At 62.3% G+C, this 18,500-nt stretch carries 14 protein-coding genes; 12 read left to right on the forward strand and 2 right to left on the reverse strand.

The annotated features are described in order from the left end of the window. Positions 1-103: 103 nt before the first annotated feature. The 6 genes from adh (at position 104) to ABWI03_RS10680 (ending at position 7,489) form a co-directional block, all read left to right on the forward strand. Positions 104-1,627, forward strand: a complete 1,524-nt coding sequence (gene adh / locus ABWI03_RS10655) for an aldehyde dehydrogenase (RefSeq protein ID WP_007730158.1) — start codon at positions 104-106, stop codon at positions 1,625-1,627. Between the two features lie 91 nt (positions 1,628-1,718). After that, positions 1,719-2,279, forward strand: coding sequence for a DUF779 domain-containing protein (locus tag ABWI03_RS10660; RefSeq protein ID WP_298774380.1), 561 nt, complete (start codon positions 1,719-1,721; stop codon positions 2,277-2,279). Positions 2,280-2,444: 165 nt separating this feature from the next. After that, positions 2,445-3,917, forward strand: coding sequence for an ethanolamine permease (gene eat, locus ABWI03_RS10665; protein WP_003941913.1), 1,473 nt, complete (start codon positions 2,445-2,447; stop codon positions 3,915-3,917). After that, positions 3,914-5,338 (forward strand): ethanolamine ammonia-lyase subunit EutB, encoded by a 1,425-nt coding sequence (locus ABWI03_RS10670; protein WP_019744243.1) that lies wholly within the window; start codon positions 3,914-3,916, stop codon positions 5,336-5,338. The genes eat and ABWI03_RS10670 overlap by 4 nt, the downstream gene beginning before the upstream one ends. After that, positions 5,335-6,108, forward strand: coding sequence for an ethanolamine ammonia-lyase subunit EutC (gene eutC, locus ABWI03_RS10675; protein ID WP_298774389.1), 774 nt, complete (start codon positions 5,335-5,337; stop codon positions 6,106-6,108). The genes ABWI03_RS10670 and eutC overlap by 4 nt, the downstream gene beginning before the upstream one ends. 82 nt (positions 6,109-6,190) lie before the next feature. Continuing rightward, positions 6,191-7,489: an HAD-IB family phosphatase gene (locus ABWI03_RS10680; RefSeq protein WP_298774395.1), complete on the forward strand. Its 1,299-nt coding sequence runs from the start codon at positions 6,191-6,193 to the stop codon at positions 7,487-7,489. 15 nt (positions 7,490-7,504) lie between these two features. Here ABWI03_RS10680 and ABWI03_RS10685 read toward each other — a convergent pair whose 3' ends face one another. Continuing rightward, entirely contained in the window at positions 7,505-8,368 is an 864-nt protein-coding gene (locus tag ABWI03_RS10685; RefSeq protein WP_298774452.1) for a glycosyltransferase family 2 protein, read from the reverse strand. 189 nt (positions 8,369-8,557) lie between these two features. Between ABWI03_RS10685 and ABWI03_RS10690 the strand changes: the two genes are divergently transcribed. The 6 genes from ABWI03_RS10690 (at position 8,558) to ABWI03_RS10715 (ending at position 16,990) form a co-directional block, all read left to right on the forward strand. Then, positions 8,558-9,097: a hypothetical protein gene (locus ABWI03_RS10690; protein WP_166811284.1), complete on the forward strand. Its 540-nt coding sequence runs from the start codon at positions 8,558-8,560 to the stop codon at positions 9,095-9,097. 330 nt (positions 9,098-9,427) lie between these two features. Then, positions 9,428-10,705, forward strand: a complete 1,278-nt coding sequence (locus ABWI03_RS10695) for an MFS transporter (RefSeq protein WP_298774454.1) — start codon at positions 9,428-9,430, stop codon at positions 10,703-10,705. A gap of 207 nt (positions 10,706-10,912) precedes the next feature. Beyond that, positions 10,913-12,550 carry an AMP-binding protein gene (locus ABWI03_RS10700; RefSeq protein ID WP_298774397.1) on the forward strand — a complete coding sequence of 546 codons (1,638 nt, stop codon included), beginning with the start codon at positions 10,913-10,915 and terminating at the stop codon, positions 12,548-12,550. A 4-nt stretch (positions 12,551-12,554) separates the two neighbouring features. Then, positions 12,555-14,222: a sigma-54-dependent Fis family transcriptional regulator gene (locus ABWI03_RS10705; RefSeq protein ID WP_298774399.1), complete on the forward strand. Its 1,668-nt coding sequence runs from the start codon at positions 12,555-12,557 to the stop codon at positions 14,220-14,222. A 108-nt stretch (positions 14,223-14,330) separates the two neighbouring features. After that, on the forward strand, positions 14,331-15,830 hold the full coding sequence (locus tag ABWI03_RS10710) for an aldehyde dehydrogenase family protein (RefSeq protein WP_298774401.1): 1,500 nt from the start codon (positions 14,331-14,333) through the stop codon (positions 15,828-15,830). 47 nt (positions 15,831-15,877) lie between these two features. Further along, positions 15,878-16,990, forward strand: coding sequence for an NDMA-dependent alcohol dehydrogenase (locus tag ABWI03_RS10715; protein ID WP_298774404.1), 1,113 nt, complete (start codon positions 15,878-15,880; stop codon positions 16,988-16,990). 54 nt (positions 16,991-17,044) lie between these two features. On the opposite strand, the gene ABWI03_RS10720 is transcribed toward ABWI03_RS10715, so the two are convergent. Next, complete coding sequence (locus ABWI03_RS10720; protein ID WP_298774408.1) at positions 17,045-18,493, reverse strand: zinc-binding metallopeptidase family protein; 1,449 nt, start codon at positions 18,491-18,493, stop codon at positions 17,045-17,047. Positions 18,494-18,500 lie beyond the last annotated feature (7 nt).

Consider the following 18,500-nt stretch of genomic DNA (forward strand, 5'->3'; position numbering starts at 1 on the left):
TGCAACTCCTAGTGTTGTGAATCACACCCCACCGGGGGGTGGGATTGCAGTCACCGATTTGGTGGGTGCGCCCAGGAAGATCACGTTTACATAGGAGCTTGCAATGACCGTGTACGCCCGCCCAGGTACCGCCGACGCGATCATGTCCTTCCAGTCTCGATACGACAACTGGATCGGCAACGAATGGGTTGCTCCGGTCAAGGGTCAGTACTTCGAGAACCCGACACCGGTGACCGGACAGAATTTCTGTGACGTGGCTCGTTCCACCGCAGAAGACATCGAACTCGCTCTCGACGCAGCGCACGCAGCAGCTCCGGCCTGGGGCAAGACCTCGGTCGCCGAGCGCGCGATCATCTTGAACAAGATCGCTGATCGCATGGAGGAGAACCTCGAATCGATCGCACTCGCCGAGTCGTGGGACAACGGCAAGCCGATCCGCGAGACCCTCAACGCCGACATTCCTCTCGCCATCGATCACTTCCGTTACTTCGCGGGAGCCATTCGCGCACAGGAAGGTTCGCTTTCGGAAATCAACTCCGACACCGTGGCGTACCACTTCCACGAGCCGCTCGGCGTAGTCGGCCAGATCATTCCGTGGAACTTCCCGATCCTCATGGCCGTGTGGAAGCTTGCTCCCGCCCTCGCTGCCGGCAATGCCATCGTGCTCAAGCCTGCCGAGCAGACACCCGTGTCGATCCTGCACCTCATCGGCATCATCGGTGACCTGCTGCCTGCCGGTGTTCTCAACATCGTCAACGGCTTCGGCGTCGAGGCCGGCAAGCCGCTGGCGTCGAGCCCGCGTATCAAGAAGATCGCGTTCACCGGTGAAACCACCACAGGTCGCCTGATCATGCAGTACGCGTCGCAGAACCTCATCCCCGTGACCCTCGAACTCGGTGGCAAGAGCCCCAACATCTTCTTCTCCGACGTCCTCGCCTCCAACGACGACTACCAGGACAAGGCACTCGAGGGCTTCACGATGTTCGCCCTCAACCAGGGCGAGGTCTGCACATGCCCGTCACGTTCGCTGATCCAGGAAGACATCTTCGACGAGTTCCTCGCAATGGCGGCCATCCGCACGAAGGCTGTGCGCCAAGGGGATCCGCTCGACACCGACACCATGATCGGTGCGCAGGCCAGCAACGACCAGCTCGAGAAGATCCTCTCGTACATCGAGATCGGCAAGGCCGAAGGCGCCAAGGTCATCACGGGCGGCGAGCGGGCCGAACTCGGCGGAGACCTGTCCGGCGGCTACTACGTCCAGCCGACGGTGTTCACCGGCAACAACAAGATGCGCATCTTCCAGGAAGAGATCTTTGGACCCGTCGTCTCGGTCACCTCGTTCAAGGACTACGACGAGGCCATCGAAATCGCCAACGACACCCTCTACGGTTTGGGTGCCGGTGTCTGGTCCCGCGACGGCGGAGTTGCGTACCGCGCGGGCCGCGACATCCAGGCCGGTCGCGTCTGGACCAACACGTACCACCAGTACCCGGCACACGCCGCTTTCGGTGGATACAAGCAGTCCGGCATCGGCCGCGAGAACCACCTGATGATGCTCTCGCACTACCAGCAGACCAAGAACCTCCTGGTCAGCTACGCCCAGAAGGCTCAGGGCTTCTTCTGATCGACCCACCGGCACCCGTGAGCCCCTCGCTGCGGGTGCCGGTGAGCACGACTGCAACACGCGAAACCTGCACAAACACACGGAGGTTGGAATGAGCGCCACGGACACACCCGATACCGGCGCCGTTCCACCCCGGTTGGTGACCACCGCTGGGGCGGCTGACCTCCTGCGCCGCCTCAGCGGGACTCACGGCGAACTGATGATGCATCAATCCGGCGGATGCTGCGACGGCTCGGCCCCGATGTGTTATCCCTCAGGCGAATTCATCGTCGGGGACCGCGACGTACTACTCGGAATCGTCGATCTCCGACTTGCTGTCGGGGAGATTCCCGAAGACCTTCCCACCGGAACCGACGCAGTCCAGGTCTGGATTTCCGGATCACAGTTCGAAGCCTGGAAGCACACCCAGTTGGTGCTGGACGTCGTGCCCGGCCGCGGTAGTGGATTCAGCCTGGAGTCTCCTGAGGGATTCAGATTCCTCAGTCGAGCAAGGGCATTCACACCGGACGAAAACGAAGCACTCGGCGCGTCGAGCATTCTCGCAGGCGCTGACTGGGAAGCGGGCGTGCGACCTTTGCCTCCGACGGTTCCCCAGGTGGTCGCCGAGGCCGTCGATGCCTGCCCGGTGCCGGGCACGGCCGCCCGATCCTGAGAACGGCCGCCTGAAGAAGATCTGAACAGACTCGGGGCCGCGCACATGACAGCCAGTTAACAGCACGGTCATCTCCAGGCGACCTTCTCCGCACATCGCCCACATACCGTTCATTTCACGCGACGCATCCACCGTGTGTCGTCTCATTCTTGACCGATTCAGAGGATGGACATGTCTCTTTCCGACCACGCAACCGGCAAAAACGCCGGTGCCGCGGGTGCACACCACGACGGCGCAGACTTCCATGCGGAAGACAATTCGTATCTGGAGAAACGAACACTCCGAAAGGGAACAGCAGGGTGGGTGCTGCTTGCGGGGTTGGGCGTCAGCTATGTGATTTCCGGCGACTACGCCGGCTGGAACAACGGTCTGGCCGAAGGTGGTTTCGGTGGCCTTCTCATAGCGGCGGTTGTCATCGCGGGTATGTACCTGGCGATGGTGCTCGGCATGGCCGAGATGTCGTCGGCACTTCCGGCCGCGGGTGGCGGATACACGTTCGCCAGACGGGCTATGGGGCCCTGGGGCGGATTTGCCACCGGCACAGCAATTCTCATCGAGTACTCGATCGCGCCCGCGGCGATCGCGACCTTCATCGGTGCATACGTCGAATCCCTGAACCTGTTCGGGATCACCGACGGGTGGTGGGTGTACCTCGCGGTGTACGCGATCTTCATCGGCATTCACCTCACCGGCGCCGGTGAGGCACTCAAGGCGATGTTCATCATCACCGCCATTGCACTCGTCGGCCTGGTCGTGTTCGCGGTTTCGGCTGTCGGCCTTTTCGATTCGTCCAACCTCACCGATATCGCCGTCGACACCAGCGCGGTCGGATCTTCGTCGTTCCTGCCGTTCGGTCTGCTCGGAATCTGGGCCGCCGTGCCCTTCGCGATCTGGTTCTTCCTTGCTGTCGAGGGTGTGCCACTGGCCGCCGAGGAAGCGCGTGAGCCGGAGAAGAACGTACCCCGCGGCATCATCATCAGCATGTTGATCCTGATCGTCACAGGCGCAACGGTTCTCTTCCTCGCCACCGGTGCGCTCGGCGCCGACGCCCTGTCGACCTCCGGAAATCCGCTCGTCGAGGCTCTGGGGGACAGCGGAGCGGCGAAGGCCGTCAACTACATCGGCCTCGCCGGTCTGGTCGCGAGCTTCTTCTCGATCATGTACGCGTACTCCCGTCAGACGTTTGCGCTCTCCCGCGCCGGTTACCTGCCGAAAAACCTGTCGGTGACCAACAAGCGCAAGGCGCCCACTCTCGCTCTCGTCGTTCCCGGAATCATCGGCTTCGCGCTCTCACTCACCGGTGAAGGTGCCATGTTGCTCAACATGGCCGTGTTCGGCGCGGCAGTGAGCTACGTCCTGATGATGGTGAGTCACATCGTCCTTCGTAAGCGCGAGCCGAACATGCCGCGCCCGTACCGTACGCCCGGTGGTATCGCCACCACCTCGTTTGCGCTCGTGATCGCGGCAGTATCGGTGGTGGCCACCTTCCTGGTCGATCCCGTTGCAGCACTGTTGACCTTGGTCGCCTTCGGAGTTCTGATGGCGTACTTCGGTCTCTACAGTCGCCACCACCTTGTTGCCAACTCGCCGGACGAGGAGTTTGCTGTACTTGCACAGGCGGAAGAAGAATTGGGATGAGTCGCGGGATGGCCAAGTATCACCAGCAGGTATCCGGAACCAACTACTCGTTCGACGGTCTCGTCGATCTGATGGCAAAAGCGACACCGCTGCGCTCGGGCGACGAGCTCGCCGGATGCGCGGCAAGTTCCGACGCCGAACGTGCTGCTGCCCAATGGGTTCTGGCTGACCTTCCGTTGACCGTATTCCTCGAAGATCTGTTGGTTCCGTACGAGGACGACGAGGTAACTCGGCTCATCATCGACAGCCACGATCGCCTCGCCTTTGCACCGGTGGCCCACCTGACGGTTGGCGGACTGCGGGACTGGCTGCTCGAGACTGCGTCGGCGCCGGAAGCTTCCGCACGCTTGTCCGCCGTGAGTCCCGGACTCACCCCGGAAATGGTTGCCGCGGTCAGCAAGATCATGCGCAATCAGGACCTGATCGCCGTCGCGAAGGCCATCACGGTCACCGCGGGGTTCCGCACGACCATCGGGCTACCTGGACGGCTGAGCACTCGACTCCAGCCGAATCACCCGACGGACGATCCACGCGGCATTGCGGCGGCAACGCTCGACGGTCTCCTGATGGGATGTGGCGACGCCGTCATCGGTATCAACCCCGCGACGGACTCGCCCCAGGCCACCTCGGATCTGCTCCACCTGCTCGACGACATCCGTCAGAGATTCGAGATCCCGACTCAGTCGTGCGTGCTCTCGCACGTGACCACCACGATCGGACTGATCGAATCGGGGGTGCCGGTCGATCTGGTCTTCCAATCGATTGCCGGTACCGAAGGCGCCAATTCCGGTTTCGGAGTGAATATTCCGCTCCTGCGTGAGGGCAACGAGGCCGGGCGCTCCTTGAACCGCGGAACGGTCGGCAACAACGTCATGTACCTCGAGACGGGGCAGGGATCCGCCCTCAGTTCAGGTGCCCACTACGGCACCGGCGGAGCCCCGGTCGATCAGCAGACGCTCGAAACACGGGCATACGCCGTGGCACGTGATCTCGAACCGTTGCTGGTCAACACCGTGGTCGGCTTCATCGGTCCCGAGTATCTCTACGACGGCAAGCAGATCATTCGCGCGGGCTTGGAAGATCACTTCTGCGGAAAACTCCTCGGGCTGCCGATGGGAGTGGACGTCTGCTACACCAACCACGCCGAAGCCGATCAAGACGACATGGACAACCTGCTCACCTTGCTGGGCGTCGCCGGCGCGGCGTTCGTGATCGCGGTGCCCGGCGCCGACGACGTGATGCTCGGCTATCAAAGTCTGGCGTTCCACGACGCGCTGTACGTGCGTAAGGTTCTCGGCTTGCAGCCTGCCCCGGAGTTCGAGACCTGGCTCCACAATTTGGGGATGACCGACGCAAACGGTCGGGTTCTTCCGATCGATGCCGAGATGTCGCCGCTGCGGGCTCTGACGGTGAACTCATGACAGAAGATCAGGCACCGATCCTCGATTTCTGGGGTCCACTGCGCAAGACCACACAATCGCGTATCGGGTTGGGCCGCGCCGGTGATTCGTTGCCCACCAAGCGGGTTCTCGAATTCAAGGCGGCGCACGCCGCAGCTCGCGACGCGGTCCACGAGCCTCTCGATTCCGAGACTCTCGCCAGTCGGGTCGAAGGGGTGGGTATCGGGGCTCCGGTGGTGGTCGCGAGCAGCGTCTCCACCCGCAGCGAGTATCTCCGGAGGCCCGACCTAGGGCGCCGGCCCGCGGACCTGAGCGCGATCGCGAGTTCCGACAAGGAAATCGGGTTCATCCTCGCCGACGGACTCTCCCCGCGAGCACTGATGGACCACGGCGAGCAACTCCTGTCCGCGTTGGTCACGGTGTTGGGGGAGCGGTACTCCATCGCGCCGCCCGTGATTGCTACCAACGCCCGTGTGGCGCTGGGCGATCACATCGCCGCAGCGATGGGAGTGCAGACGGCGATCGTCCTGATCGGCGAACGTCCAGGGCTCTCCGTTGCGGACAGCGTCGGTATCTATCTGACTCACCTCCCCCGCGTCGGTCGCACCGACGCGGATCGAAACTGCATTTCCAATGTCCACCCACCCGAGGGTCTCGGATACGAGCAGGCTGCTCGTGTTGTCCTTGGGCTGGTGGCGGGAGCGCGCCAATTGGGCCGCTCCGGCGTCGACCTCAAGGACACCTCTCGCGCCGACGCCGTTGCGTCGGGAGAAGTGCTGACGCTCGATTAGTTGACAGCTGCACGGCATACCCGGGTCGATCGACACTCGGGTATGCCGTCGTACCCGAATCACGACGAAAATGAGGGAATCGATGTTCCGTTCGCTGCATGCCCGCGCCCTGTGCGCGTTGGCCGTAGGTAGTGTCCTGTTGAGTGCAACTGCATGTAGTTCGGCCGAGAGCGCCACGAAAGAGGATGCAGCGCAGAGTGGTTCATCCTGCGCGGCGTTGGATCCCAGTCTGGCGTGGTACGGCGACAACCGTGTGAGGTTGGATGCCGTGATGACGGAGTTCGGAACGTGTGGAGTTGCAGGTGATGTCGATGACGGTGCTCCGTTGGCGCTCTTCGACTGGGACAACACAGTTGTCAAGAACGACATCGGAAGCGCCACTGCATTCTGGATGATCAAGAACAACAAGGTGTTACAGCCCGCCGGGGGCGACTGGGTAACCACCAGTCGCTTCATGACTCCAGCAGGCGCTGCCGCCCTTTCCGCCGCGTGTGGCTCGGAGACCGCCCCGGGTCAACCCCTGGCAACCAGCACCGACGTCGACTGCGCGGACGAGATCGTTGCGGTGCTCGAGGAGAAGACGCGCGACGGTCAGGCCGCATTCGACGGCTACGATCACCGCCGGACCAAGGCCGCGTATGCGTGGGCCGTGCAGTTGATGGCGGGGCACACCGAGGATGAGGTCACCGAGTACGCGCGCGCAGCGCGTGCCGAGAATCTCGCTGCTGCAGAAGGATCCGATCAGATCGTCGGTACGACGGAAGTCGACGGCTCGGTGCGCTACTACGCGCAGATCGAAGATTTGGTGAAGTCTCTCGGCGCTCATGGGTTCGACGTGCGAATCATCTCCGCGTCGGCCGAACCGGTCGTTCGAGTCTGGGCGGAACAGCTGGGATTGGACGCCGATCACGTGATGGGCGTGCGGCCCATCGTCGAGGACGGTGTTCTGTCCGGGCGCCTGCGTGGATGTGGTGGCGTTGCGGACGGTGACGACTCGGTCATTCCGTACATCGACGGCAAGCGGTGCCAGGTCAACGAGGTTGTCTACGGGGTCCAAGGGCCTACGGCGTTCGAGCAGTTGCCTGCCGATCGGCGTCAGGTGTTTGCTGCCGGTGATTCCGTCACCGACGTGACTTTTCTCGGAGATGCGACCGGTGCGCGTCTGGTGATCAACCGGAACAATCCCGAACTGATGTGCAATGCCTACGACAACAGTGACGGGAAATGGCTGGTCAACCCCATGTTCATCGAACCCAAAGCCCAGGCAGATGCCCCCTATCACTGCTCGACCGAGGCCTACACCGACGCGGCCGGGGCCAAAGGCGCCGTGACTCGTGCGGACGGCAGCGTGATCCCCGATCAGGTCGATTCCGTCGCCTGAAACGATATCGGGCGCTCAGAAGTAGAAGGTGCGATTCCTGGCGGCGCATTTAAGCTTGCCCACCTGTAGACCGGCAAAGGCGATCCATCGACCCCGCGGCATTCCGCTGAGCCTTTGTGGAATCAACGGATTCAGCAAGATTAGGCCGGCAAGAGTGGTGAGCGAAGATTTTATCGTCGGTCGTCGGACCCCGTAGTCACGAAATGCAAGAAATAGCTCGACTTCAGCCATACCGTACGACACGGTCTGGTGCCACGTTCCGCTAAGGGTTGATCGAAGCCGGTAGGCGACGGTTGCCTTAGGCGCGTGGGCGAAGGACAGGCCTGAGATCTGGGCTCGCCACGAAAACTCGACATCTTCGCCCGCTGTCATCGATTCGTCAAAGCCGCCGATCGAATCGAAGGCGCGCTTCCAGATTCCAATGTTGCAACCCATCGCAGAAGGAAGAAAGCGGCCGAGAACCAACCCGTCCGTCGAGGCAAGTGGCCGCCACGAATGCACTTCCGACGAATTGATCGATTCTGATTCCACGCCGCCGGCAATCAGATCTGCGAATTCTGCCGAAAGAAGCAGCTGCGTCAGCCAGGAACTGTGGACGCGGTCGTCACCGTCGCAAAATGCAAGAAACTGCCCACGCGCATGTGCCGACCCATTGTTCCGGGCAAAGCTGATTCCAGCTCTCTGAGAAGAATCTATATATCGAAGGTCGAGCTCAGCCCTGAGCGGGTGATTTGCAATGTGCTGTTCGAGACCGTCTGTCGATCCATTGTCACTCACGATGACCTCGAAAACTCCGCCGAAGTTCTGCTCGCTCAACGCAGTCAGCTGGACGTCGATGTATTTCATGACGTTTAGGCAGGGGATTATCACAGACACCATCGGAGCTATCACGCTGCAAACATACCGGATCGTCCGAATTGTCAGTCGGGGAGCCCCTCGTCAGCTACTCGACACACGGCTAAGCGTGTGTGATCTGATTCTTTCGAGCCCTTCGCTGGGCTGCGGAGACCCAGGGGTGTCCGCTGACATGCTGGAGCCGCAGAGGCGGCACGTGAGTAGGAGAAATCGATGGCCTTCGCTGGCAACGTGGACGAATTGGCGCTGCTTCAAGCAGTACGTCTCAAGGAGCGGGTCGGAGCGGTGGTCCTGGCCGAGCACTTGGGCGTCAGCGCAGCGTCCGGTCAAGCTGCGTACGACGCACTTGTCGAGCAGGGCAAAGCGGTCGAATCGGACGACGCCATCAGCCTGACCGAGAAGGGCTTGTCAGAACTCGAAGATCAGTTGGACGCTGAGCGGGTCTCGATCGACGAGGACTCCATCGGTGAGGTGTACGAGGCGTTCCTTCCCCTGGACGCCGAGTTCGTCGCACTCGTCGACGGCGCAGACGCGGATTCCCTTGCAGAGCTGGATCGCCGGGCGGCAAACCTGTTCGACGATCTGTCGGCTTTCGTTCCGCGGTTGTCTCGCTACCAGGATCTCTTCTCGGACGCTCTCGCGAAAGTTCAAGCGGGGGAGTCCAAGTGGATTTCGGAACCGATCATCGACTCCTATGCCACGGTGTGGGGGGAGATCCGTCAGGAGCTGTTCGGGGCTGCCGGTAAGGCTTGATCCGTAGCGTTCTACCCTGACGCCGTTCACAATGGGCCGTCCGATTCGTGAGAACGAATCGGACGGCCTGTGGCATGTCAGCGGCCGTGAAACTCGTTACCATTGCATACAAGTCGTGACTCAGATCACTTCACCCCCTTTTGGGGGTAGTGCGGGGGTGAGCCACATCACTACCTTTCCTCTTATCGACGGTGATGCCCACAGGGCGACACCACGGGACCACGGAGGAATCGAGTGACCACAGTCTCTCCCACGGGCGGCACCAGTGCCGCCGGCGCCGGGGGTGCGAGTGCCGCAGGTGCGACGCAACCCCCGCAGAACACCACCAGTGTGCGGCGCGTCGCGATCGCGAGCTGCATCGGCACGACCATCGAGTTCTACGACTTCTTCATCTACGGAACCGCTGCGGCACTTGTCTTTCCGACGGTATTCTTCCCCGCGCTCGGTGCCACGGCGGGAACCGTCGCATCGTTTGCGACCTTCGCAGTCGCATTCATCGCGCGGCCCGTCGGCGCAATGCTGTTCGGACACTTCGGTGATCGCATCGGTCGCAAGAAGACTCTGATCTCGACGCTCCTGCTCATGGGTATCTCGACGCTCCTGATCGGCTTGCTGCCCGGTGCGGCAACCATCGGTGTTGCGGCTCCGATCATCCTGGTGCTCTTGCGATTCGGCCAAGGCTTCGCGGTCGGTGGCGAATGGGCGGGCGCAACCCTGCTCACCGCGGAATACGCCCCACCGGGCAAACGTGGTCTGTATGCGATGTTCCCGCAGCTCGGCCCCGCAATCGCTTTCGTTCTCTCGAGCAGTACCTTCCTCATCACCGGCGCTGTTCTCGGCGATACCAATCAGGCCTTCCTCGACTACGGCTGGCGTATCCCGTTCCTGTTCTCCATCGTGTTGGTCGGCATCGGCCTCTACATGCGACTCGCTATCGAGGAGACCCCGGTCTTCAAGGCGGAGCAGGCAGAGCGCGTCGCCGAGCAGAAGAACGAAGCACTGCGCACCCTCCCGTTCCTGGATGCCTGGCGATTCCAGACCAAGGAAATCCTGCTATCGGCCGGTGCCCTCGCGTGCCTGTTCGCGTTCTTCTACATGGGCACGGCGTTCCTCACGAGCTACGGAACCAAGACCCTCGGCTTCTCTCGTCCATTCGTCCTGTCGGTCGGTATCGCGTCGGCCTTCGTCTTCGGTGCGGCGATCATCGTTTCCGCCTTGTACTCGGACCGCATCGGGCGTCGCAAGGTCATCATGATCTCTTGTGGTCTGGCTGTGGTGTGGGCGCTCGTTCTGTTCCCGCTCCTGGACACCGGAACACCGATCGCGTTCATCCTCGGAATGTTCGGCACGCTGATGATCTTCGGAATCGCGTACGGCCCCTGCGGTGCGCTGCTTCCGGAAATGTTCCAGACCCGCTACCGCTACACCGGTGCCGGCCTCGGCTACAACCTCGCCGGAGTGCTCGGCGGCGCAGTGCCGCCGCTGATCGCCGCACCGCTGGCCTCGGCCTACGGGAGCATGGCCATCGGAATCATGCTGGCAATCCTCGGTGTGGTGAGTCTTGTCTGCACCTGGGCGCTCGTCGAGACCAAGGATCACGCGCTGTAACCACTGTGCGCCTTTATTAACCGCCGGCGGTTGATAAAGGCGCACAGTAGTCGGGTGGGGTGTCCGGACTTCGAACAGTTACGGACACCCTGCACCGGGAAGTATGTCGTGCATCACACCGAATCGAGTAAATTCGTAGATGAGAGGGTCCGCCGATGCGGCCCCTCTCATAGGTGCCTGAACAGGTAACCGGAGAGGACAGAACACATGAGTACGCCGCTGCCCAGCTATACGTCCGGAGTATGGGACGGTCCGATGCTGGGCGACACCATCGGAGACAACCTGGATCGCACGGTTGCCGCGCACGGTGACCGTGATGCGTTGATCGACCATGCCAGCGGTCGACGATGGACGTACCGAGAGTTCGCCGAACAGGTGAACGGGCTCGCTGCCGGACTCCTTTCCCGTGGTGTGGGGAAGGGTGATCGGGTGGGGATCTGGGCTCCCAACTGCCCGGAATGGACGTTCACGCAGTACGCGACGGCAAAGATCGGGGCGATCCTGGTCAACATCAACCCGGCATACCGCTCGCACGAGTTGCAGTACGTGCTCGAGCAGGCCGGAATCTCGACCCTGGTGTCGGCGGCCAGCTTCAAGACCTCGGACTACGCGTCGATGATCGAGACAGTGCGGCCGCAGTGCCCGGATCTGACGTCGGTGCTTTTGCTCGGCTCACCCGAGTGGGACGCCGTGCTTGCAGACGGGTTGGCGGCGCAGGCAAGCGATCCGGCTCCGCTTGCAGCTGCCCAGGCTGCGCTGTCGGCGGACGATGCGATCAACATCCAATACACCTCGGGCACTACCGGTTTCCCGAAGGGTGCGACGCTCAGCCACCACAACATTCTCAACAACGGCTTCTTCGTCGGCGAGTTGTGCCACTACAGCGAAATCGATCGGGTGTGCATCCCGGTGCCGTTCTACCACTGCTTCGGTATGGTGATGGGAAATCTTGCGTGCACCAGTCACGGTGCTGCCATGGTCATTCCGGGCCCGGCATTCGATCCGCGCGCTTCGCTCGAAGCCGTCCAGGCCGAAAAGTGCACATCTCTCTACGGCGTTCCGACGATGTTCATCGCAGAGTTGGCTTTGCCGGACTTCGAGAGCTTCGATCTGTCGAGCCTTCGTACCGGCATCATGGCTGGTTCGCCCTGCCCGGTAGAGGTGATGAAGCAGGTCATCGATCGGATGGGCATGGCAGAGGTGTCCATCTGCTACGGCATGACGGAGACGTCGCCGGTGTCGCTGCAGACTCGCTCCGACGATTCGATCGCGCAACGCACCGAAACGGTCGGGCGGGTGGGGCCGCACCTCGAGATCAAGATCGTCGATCCGGCAACAGGATTGACGGTGCCGCGCGGCGAACCTGGTGAGCTGTGCACGCGTGGTTACTCGGTCATGCTCGGCTACTGGGAGAACCCGGAGAAGACTGCCGAGGCGATCGACGCTGCCAGGTGGATGCACACCGGAGACATCGGAGTCATGGACGAGGCGGGGTACGTCGCCATCACCGGACGCATCAAGGACATGGTCATTCGCGGTGGTGAGAACGTCTATCCGCGTGAGATCGAGGAGTTCCTCTACACCCACCCCGACATTCTCGACGCGCAGGTCATCGGTGTTCCCGATGCTAAGTACGGCGAGGAATTGATGGTGTGGGTCCAGATGCGCGAAGGTGCAGACGATCTGGACGCCGATTCGGTCCGTGCCTTCTGCACCGGCAAACTCGCGCACTACAAGATTCCGCGTTACGTCCATGTCGTGGACGAGTTCCCGATGACAGTCACGGGCAAGGTTCGCAAGATCGCAATGCGAGAACAGGCGATCGAATTGATCGGTCAGGCCTGAGAGTATGTCCGCGAACCCAGGGGAGCGTGAGCCGGTACGCCCCGAGATCGCGCTCTCCTGGAAGCGCTCTCGACTCAGTGGCCTCGATCCGTCGTCGGCAATCGCCGTGGACACCGAGGAGCAGGACGGCGAGTCGCGTCTACTCCGGGCCGCCGCACCCGTGCTCGACGAGGTGTCGCAACAGATCGCGGGCACCGGGTTCTGTGTGCTGCTGGCCGATCGGGATTGCCGAGTGGTGGCCTCGGTGTACTCCGACAGTCGCGTCGAGCGGACGATCGAGCGGTTGGGTGTTGTCAACGGTTCACGCTTCGGTGAAGAGCACGCCGGCACCAATGCGCTCGGTACGCCGCTCGAGGTCGGACGAAGTGTCGTGATCCACGGTGACGAGCATTTTCTCGACAGCCTCAAGGGGTTGAGCTGCTACGGCCAGCCGATCCTGCATCCCGTCACACGTCGCGTCGAAGGCATTCTCGACATGACCGGCGTTGTCTCGCAGGCTAACCCACTGTTCGCGCCCTTCCTTGCGCGTGCGGCAGCAGATATCGAGAAGCGGCTGCTCGAAGGCTCCAAAGCGTCGGAGCAGCGGTTGGTCGACGCGTTTCAGCGAGTGTCACATCAACGCCACATCGCCGTCGCGGCCATCGGTGACGACATCCTGCTGAGCAACCGAACCGCCTTGGATCTGCTCGACACCGCCGACCACGTATCGCTGCGTTCCTTGATTGCCGACCTCAACCCGGACCAATCACGATTGGTGACAGTCGAATTGGCGTCCGGTGCGCTGGCGCGAGTTCAAGCCGACCGGATTTCCGGCGCCGACGGCGGTGCGCTCTTCCTGGTCGAACCGCTCCAGCGGGAACGGGCACCGATCCGCCGAACACACGAGCGTGCACCGTCTCCGGGCGAGCGTCTGCGTCGAGACCTGTTGCGAGCGCGCGCGGGTTCTACCGCCGTGGCAATCTCGGGTGAAGCGGGTTCCGGCCGAACCTCGGCAGCATCGGACGTCGTCGGCAGCGTTGATGCGAGTTGGCTCGATGCCACGCGAATCGCGTTCGACGGCCGTGAGCAATGGGTCACCGATCTCGTGCGAGCCGCTCGTAAGCGTTCGGGCGTCGTGGTGATCGAACAGGTCCAACTCCTTCCGGACTCGGTGTTGCCGCTGGTCGCAGACCTGATCGATGCCAGCGCCGAGGGGCCGAGGATCGTACTGACCAGCGGCGCGGTCGCGGATCTACCGCCGGCAATCGCGTCGCTCATCTCGCGTTGTGCCTCCAGAATTGCCATCAGCCCACTGCGCGAGAGACAAGCCGAGATCGCCGAGTTGGCGCAGGCGATGTTGGAGGGGATCTCGCCCGAACTGAGGTTGACCGCCAGCGCCGCCGAAGCGCTCGCGGCGGCCAGCTGGCCGGGCAATCTGGCCGAATTGCGCGTCGTACTCCATCGCGCCTCGGGCGATCGCTCGAGCAATCGCATCGACGTCGCAGATCTGCCCGAGGGCTATCGCACCACCACCAAGGTGTCGCGGTTGGCCGGGCGGGAGAAGGCCGAGCGTCAGGCGATCATCGGAGCGTTGAAGGACTGCGGCGGCAACAAGGTTCACGCGTCGGCACAGCTCGGAATCAGCCGAAGCACTCTCTACACACGCATGCGGGCTCTCGATATCACTGTGTAATTTTCTGTCCGATTCCAGTTGTACAAAGTTCGGACAGTTAGCACCCCTGGAAGCGCGGAAGTATGGCGTGCATCACATTCGCACCTCACTACTTCAGGGGAGTTTCCGATGACGGCAGTAGCCGAACACACCATCAGTTCCGCGGTACAGGGTTTCCTGAACCGACCGAAGAAGCTCTACATCGGCGGCGAATTCGTCGACGCCGCTTCGGGGCAGACCTTCGCGACGTACAACCCGGCTGACGGACAGAAGCTCGCAGACGTGGCGCACGGGCAAGCCGAAGACATCGACCGCGCGGTGCGCGCCGCTCGCACAGCCTTCGAAGACGGCCCCTGGTCACGTATGAAGGCAAACGAGCGCGAGCGGATGATCTGGCGTGTCGGCGACATTCTCACCGCCCGCGCCGAAGAATTCGGCCAGCTCGAAGCTCTCGACAACGGCAAGTCCGTTGCCATCGCCACTGCCGTCGACGTTGCATGGGCCGCAGACGTTTTCCGCTACTACGCAGGCTGGGCCACCAAGATCGAAGGCAGCACCGTCAACGTGTCGATGCCCTTCTCGCCGGGAGGCGAGTTCCACGCCTACACACTCCGTGAGGCCATCGGCGTCTGCGGACTGATCGTGCCGTGGAACTTCCCGCTGCTGATGTCGTCGTGGAAACTCGCACCCGCTCTCGCTGCCGGCAACACGGTGATCCTCAAGCCCGCCGAGCAGACCCCGCTCACCGCGCTCCTTCTCGCAGAGGTCTTCGAAGAAGCCGGCTTCCCGCCGGGCGTCGTCAACATCGTTCCCGGCTTCGGCGATGCTGGCGCTGCACTGTCCGGCCACGACGACGTGGACAAGGTCGCGTTCACCGGTTCCACCGAGGTGGGCAAGAAGATCGTGGACGCCGCCAAGGGTAATCTGAAGAAGGTCACGCTCGAACTCGGTGGCAAGAGCCCCAATATCGTCTTCGCGGACGCGGATTTCGATTCCGCAGTGGAGGGTTCGCTCAACGCCTGGCTGTTCAACCATGGACAGTGCTGCGTTGCGGGCACACGGCTGTACGTCGAGGACACCATCTTCGAGAAGTTCACCGAGGCCGTCGCGCACGCAGCGAGCCAGGTCAAGATCGGACCCGGCCTCGATCCCACCACCCAGCTCGGACCGCTGGTCTCGCAGGAGCAGTTCGACAAGGTGACCGGCTACCTGCGTGAGGGAATTGCCGACGGCGCACGCGCACTCACCGGCGGTAACCGCTGGGGCGATCAGGGCTACTTCGTCGAGCCCACCGTCTTCGTCGACGTCAAGCCCGAATTCTCCATCGTTCAGGAGGAGATCTTCGGACCCGTCGTGGCGGCGCTGCCGTTCAACGCGGACGACGGACCGATCACTGCCGCAAACGATTCCATCTACGGTCTCGCCGCAGGCATCTGGACCCGGGACATCTCCAAGGCCCACCGCACGGCAAAGCGTCTGAAGGCCGGCTCGGTGTGGATCAATCAGTACAACGGATTCGACACCGCAATGCCCTTCGGCGGATACAAGCAGTCGGGTTGGGGCCGCGAGCTCGGCGCTTCCGCCATCGATCTCTACACCCAGACCAAGGCCGTCAACATCGCCCTCTGACCGACCCCATCGCTCATTCTCTCGTCCGACAATCAAGGAGATCACCAGTGAAGACCAAAGCTGCTGTACTGCTCGAGCCCGGAAAGCCTTTCGAGATCATGGAACTCGACCTCGACGGCCCCGGCGTGGGTGAGGTGCTGATCAAGTACACCGCTGCCGGACTGTGCCATTCGGATCTGCACCTGACCGACGGTGATCTCCCGCCGCGTTACCCGATCGTCGGCGGACATGAAGGCTCGGGCATCATCGAAGAGGTCGGCCCCGGTGTCACGAAGGTCAAGCCGGGCGACCACGTCGTGTGTAGCTTCATTCCCAACTGCGGTACCTGTCGCTACTGCTCGACCGGTCGCCAGAACCTGTGCGACATGGGTGCCACCATCCTCGAAGGCTCGATGCCCGACGGTTCCTTCCGTTTCCACGGCAACGGAATGGATTTCGGCGGAATGTGCATGCTCGGAACGTTCTCCGAGCGCGCCACCATTTCTCAGCACTCGGTAGTCAAGATCGACGACTGGCTTCCCTTGGAGACGGCAGTGGTCGTCGGCTGCGGTGTGCCGTCGGGTTGGGGAACGGCCGTCAACGCCGGTAACCTCCGCGCCGGTGACACCGCGGTGATCTACGGCATCGGTGGCCTCGGTATCAACGCCGTTCAGGGCGCCGTGTCGGCAGGCTGCAAGTACGTCGTGGTGGTCGACCCGGTTGCGCTCAAGCGTGAGACCGCACTCAAGTTCGGTGCCACGCATGCCTTTGCGGATGCCGAGAGCGCTGCTGCCAAGGTCAACGAGCTGACCTGGGGACAGGGCGCCGACGCTGCGCTCATCCTTGTCGGCACCGTCGACGAGGACGTGGTCAGTGCAGCGACTGCAGTGATCGGCAAGGGCGGCACCGTGGTGATCACAGGTCTCGCCGATCCGGCCAAGCTGACCGTTCACGTGTCGGGAACCGATCTGACGCTGAATCAGAAGACGATCAAGGGCACGCTGTTCGGATCCATGAATCCGCAGTACGACATCGTGCGTCTGCTCCGTCTCTACGATGCGGGACAGCTCAAGCTCGACGAACTGATCACCAATACCTACAGCCTTGAAGACGTCAACCAGGGCTACCAGGATCTGCGTGACGGCAAGAACATCCGTGGCGTGATCATTCACGACAAGTAGGACAACTGCTGTGCGCCTTTATTAACCGCGGGCGGTTAATAAAGGCGCACAGCGCTATTTCTTGGCTTTCGACAAAATCTGCATCAACTGAAGTAGTGCCGAGAACTTCGCGAACACCGAGCGCGAGACCACCGGGCCGAAAGCCGCGGTGTCGGTCTCGTCGAACGCGTCGAGCAGATCGCGGAAGCTTTCGATCTGCTTGACCATCGCGTCGAGATCGACGTGCGTGACGGCGCCGGCATCACGCAGAGCCAGTAGGTATTGCGGCGCCGTGACCAAGGCGACTGCCGGTATCTTCCGCTCGAACAGTGGTTCACCCTCACCGAAGTGAATGACCGGTCCTGGCGCCACGATTCGGCGATCGCCCGCTCCGATGTCGCGCCACAGTGGTGCAACGATGTCGTGTACTTCCCGACTTGTTGCGTAAAGCAGTTCCGGCTCCGGACTGGTCTCCAAGGCATAGCTGCCGGTCGAGGTGTCTTCGGTATCGCCCAGTGCACCGAGGTGTTCGATCGCGATCCCGGCCACTGCTCGCGCCTGACCGGCTTCGCCCTTCCACATCTCGGGGTGCGCTTCGAGCCAGGTGGACGTTGCCTGCCCGTGCTTGGACACCGCCGGAATTCGAAGGTGGCCGGTCGTCAGGACGAAAACGTACGACCGTCGATGCGGCTGCGCGACGGCGTGCCGCGCCAAAGCCAACATTCCCAGATGCCCGTTCTCCTCGACGCCGTTGGTTCCGTCGCTGTGAGTGATGAGCAGAATTGTCTCTTCCGGTGATGTCCCCGGGGATACCGCCCACACGGTGTCGGTCCGGGTGCCTGGATGCAGAGTTGCATCCAGAACCAGAGTCGCCCGCTGGCCGGAACGCGCTGCAGCGACAACCTTCCTGCCCTCGTCGCCGGCCACCCAGACGGCGGGGATGTCGTGGTACGGCTGCGTGAACGGAAGATATTGTCCCAGCGCGTTGTCCGGAGCAATGTCATGCCACACTGCGATCACGCCGAGCACTCCGGCCTTGCGAGCCTTGTCGAGTTTCGGGCCCAGAAGAGTTGCGGAGAGAACCGGATTTCGAAGAGTCTCGTCGGTGGCGATCGGACCCCACTCGCTGACCAGGAGCTTGCGGGGAAGATCGATGTGCGGGACCTCGATCACTGCGATCGCGCCTTTGGCCGCGGACCATTTGGGGCGTCGCGCGCTGACATAGACCAGAGGAGCGGAGATTCCCTGTGGTCCGGTCAATCCGGAGTAGGGGAATGCAGACGAAACACTGATCGGCCCCGTCGGCAATTCGATGCGAAGTCCGTCAGAGGTTGCCGGTAGATCCCAACGTTCGAAAGTGTGTGAATCACGCCGGACTTCGAGGCCCAGTGCGGTCAGTTCGTTCGCGACTTCTTCCACCACCGCGTGGTGTGCAGGCGATCCGGTCAATCGTGGGCCGAGCGCGTCGAGTCGCCGTTGGCCGGCAAGGAGGTGATCGCGATCGACGGCCTGGCCGTGATTCATGGGATTG

The organism is Rhodococcus baikonurensis (genome assembly GCF_040489275.1).
Classification (GTDB): Bacteria; Actinomycetota; Actinomycetes; order Mycobacteriales; family Mycobacteriaceae; genus Rhodococcus_F; species Rhodococcus_F baikonurensis.